Source organism: Peptostreptococcus sp., from assembly GCF_977045075.1.
Genome location: NZ_CDRRTB010000146.1, coordinates 1 through 2,515, shown reverse-complemented (window position 1 = coordinate 2,515; position 2,515 = coordinate 1). Strand labels below are relative to the sequence as shown.

Genomic DNA, 2,515 nt, shown 5'->3' with positions numbered 1-2,515 from the left:
TTACCAGCAGGGACAGGCCTATTAATATATAGGATATCTTGGGATTAAATACATAGACCCCAGTTATAAAGTGGGCCAATACTGATGCAAACATAAAAGAGAAGGTGATATTTGCCACCAACCTTATACAGTTTATCAGTACGGCTTCTATAATATATCTCTTTGTGTTTCCACAAAATTGAAATAAGTTCTTTTCAACCATTATTTTTCCTCCATTTTTTATATAAAATACCAACCTACCCTTTAATGATATAATAATAATTTTCAATTTACAATACTTTACAGAAAATCACAAATATAGTTAATAAACACCTAAAAATATCTAATATTTCTAACATGAAACCAATAGAAAAATATACCCACATACAAGTTTATATAATTAAGTCCATAAAATCCCTACCTTAACAATGGCTTTTGACTATAAAAATAAAAATTACTAAAGTTTAACAACTTACTACTGTAAAAATGTTTTATTTATAGTAAAATATAAGAGATGCTTTTTTTAGCATGTGAAAGGTAAAATATCAGTTAGGCCTTGCCTATATAGGTTAGACCTACAAATACAAATTTATATATAACCTATGGAGGAGAAAATGAAATTAAGAAAAAAACATGTGGCTATTATCCTAGCCCTTGGTATGGTACTTACTTCTACAGGACCCATCCTAGCGGACCAGGTGACTAGCCCTGGCGTGGAAACGGTATCAAGTGACCCTAAGCCAAAGGATACCAATAAGAGTGAAATAATTGTAAGCCCTGATGTACAGGATCCTAAGCTAGACCCTAATTCAAGCTTGGCCAAATTCCTATCATCAGACCAGACAAGCATGAGAATATCTGGACCAGGTAGGGTAGAGACGTCCATCGAAATAAGTAGGTTTGAGAATACTAAATCAAAGACAGTTATCCTGGCAGATGCTAGAAACTACCCCGATGCCCTAGCTGCAGCCAACCTTACAGGTGGTCGTTATTCCGTCATCCTAGTACAAAACCAGCTGACACAGGAAATTATAAATGAAATATCTAGACTTGAGACCCAAGACCTTATCATACTTGGTGGTACGAACTCGATATCAGAAGATATAGAAAGGGGTCTTGCCAATATAGGTGGAATTAAAAACATCAGCCGTATAGCGGGTGAAAATAGGTATGATACCTGCCAAAAGATATTTAATCATGCCAAGAAAAAATCCTTGATCCTTGCATCAGGAGAAAAGTTTCCAGATGCCCTGTCTACATCTTCTATCCTTGACCAGGCAGGCCTTCTATTAACAAAAAGCGGACAGCTATCCAGTGAGGTCCAGGCTGCAATCGAGGCCCTTAACCATGACAGCTTCCTAATTGTCGGAGGAGAAAATAGTGTCCAAGAAGGTCTAGCAAGTGGTATAGCCAACCAATTCCAATATGCTAGTCATGCTAGGATAAGTGGCAACAACCGTTATGAGACAAGTGCCAAGATAGGGGATAGGCTTGTATCGTCTACAGTCATCCTTGCATCAGGAGAAAACTTCCCAGATGCCCTGGCTGCGTCTACACTTGCTCAAAAGATAGAAGCCCCTATACTTCTAGTATCAAAGGACAAGATAGACCAGAGTGTAATAGACTATTTCAAAAATCACAATATAAAAAAGGTCCTTGTCGTAGGTGGTCAGTTATCTATATCTGACAAGACTCTTGCCAATGCTGATAGGTTGATAAGGGGGCTAGACCCAATAGACAACCAGGGCCCTCAAAAGCCACAGCCTGAACCAAAACCAGAAGTAAAGCCTGAGGAACCGAAGACTATTGGTAAGATAATAAATCCGGTCCCATATGTTTCCCAGCTAAAGCCAGTTTATGCACCTAATGGATGTGAAGCCACATCCCTTCTAATGGGACTTAAGGGTAAGGGGTACACAAACCTGGGTCTAAGAGCCTTCCTCGATAATATGCCAAAGACTAGTAGTAACCCTGCCAAGGGCTATGTCGGTTCACCATACGGAAACGAAAATCATAGGTTCCTAACTATAGACCCTGAACCCCTAGCCAAGTACGGACAGAGGTATGGTAATGTTGTAAATATTCAGGGGGCTCCTATAGAGGATATCATAAAAGAAATACAGAATGGCAATACAGTGGTTATTTATGTTACCCTACATTGGGCTCCAGCCTACTATAAGACCCTGCCTATCGATGGGGTTCCAACCAGGAGGATCTTCAACAACCATGTACTCCTATTAACAGGCTACGACCCAGTTAAGAAGGCCTTCTACATAGCAGACCCATACAACCACGAGTCCGATGGGGCAAACCGTAGTAAGCCTTTCTTCTACTGGAAATCACAGGCCCTGGTAGACAAGTGCTATAACTATGGAAATAGAAGGTTTGCAGTAGCAATTAGATAGATCCTTCTTTTCTTATGATAAGTCAATTTAGACCCTGTATGTATTAATTCATTACCTATGAGTTTAATATAAATATTAGACTAGCAAAATTATGCGCTTAATGAAATTAAAAATATAAGTATATAGTAAAA

1 protein-coding gene and 1 pseudogene are annotated in these 2,515 nt (G+C 38.8%); one reads left to right on the top strand and one right to left on the bottom strand.

The genetic code is table 11. The features are described from left to right. Positions 1 to 202 (bottom strand): annotated as a pseudogene (locus ACW6OJ_RS08120) (ABC transporter ATP-binding protein/permease); the annotation flags it as partial. Between the two features lie 391 nt (positions 203 to 593). On the opposite strand from ACW6OJ_RS08120, the gene ACW6OJ_RS08115 reads away from it, so the two are divergent. After that, positions 594 to 2,384, top strand: coding sequence for a cell wall-binding repeat-containing protein (locus tag ACW6OJ_RS08115; RefSeq protein ID WP_456096286.1), 1,791 nt, complete (start codon positions 594 to 596; stop codon positions 2,382 to 2,384). Positions 2,385 to 2,515: the final 131 nt, after the last annotated feature.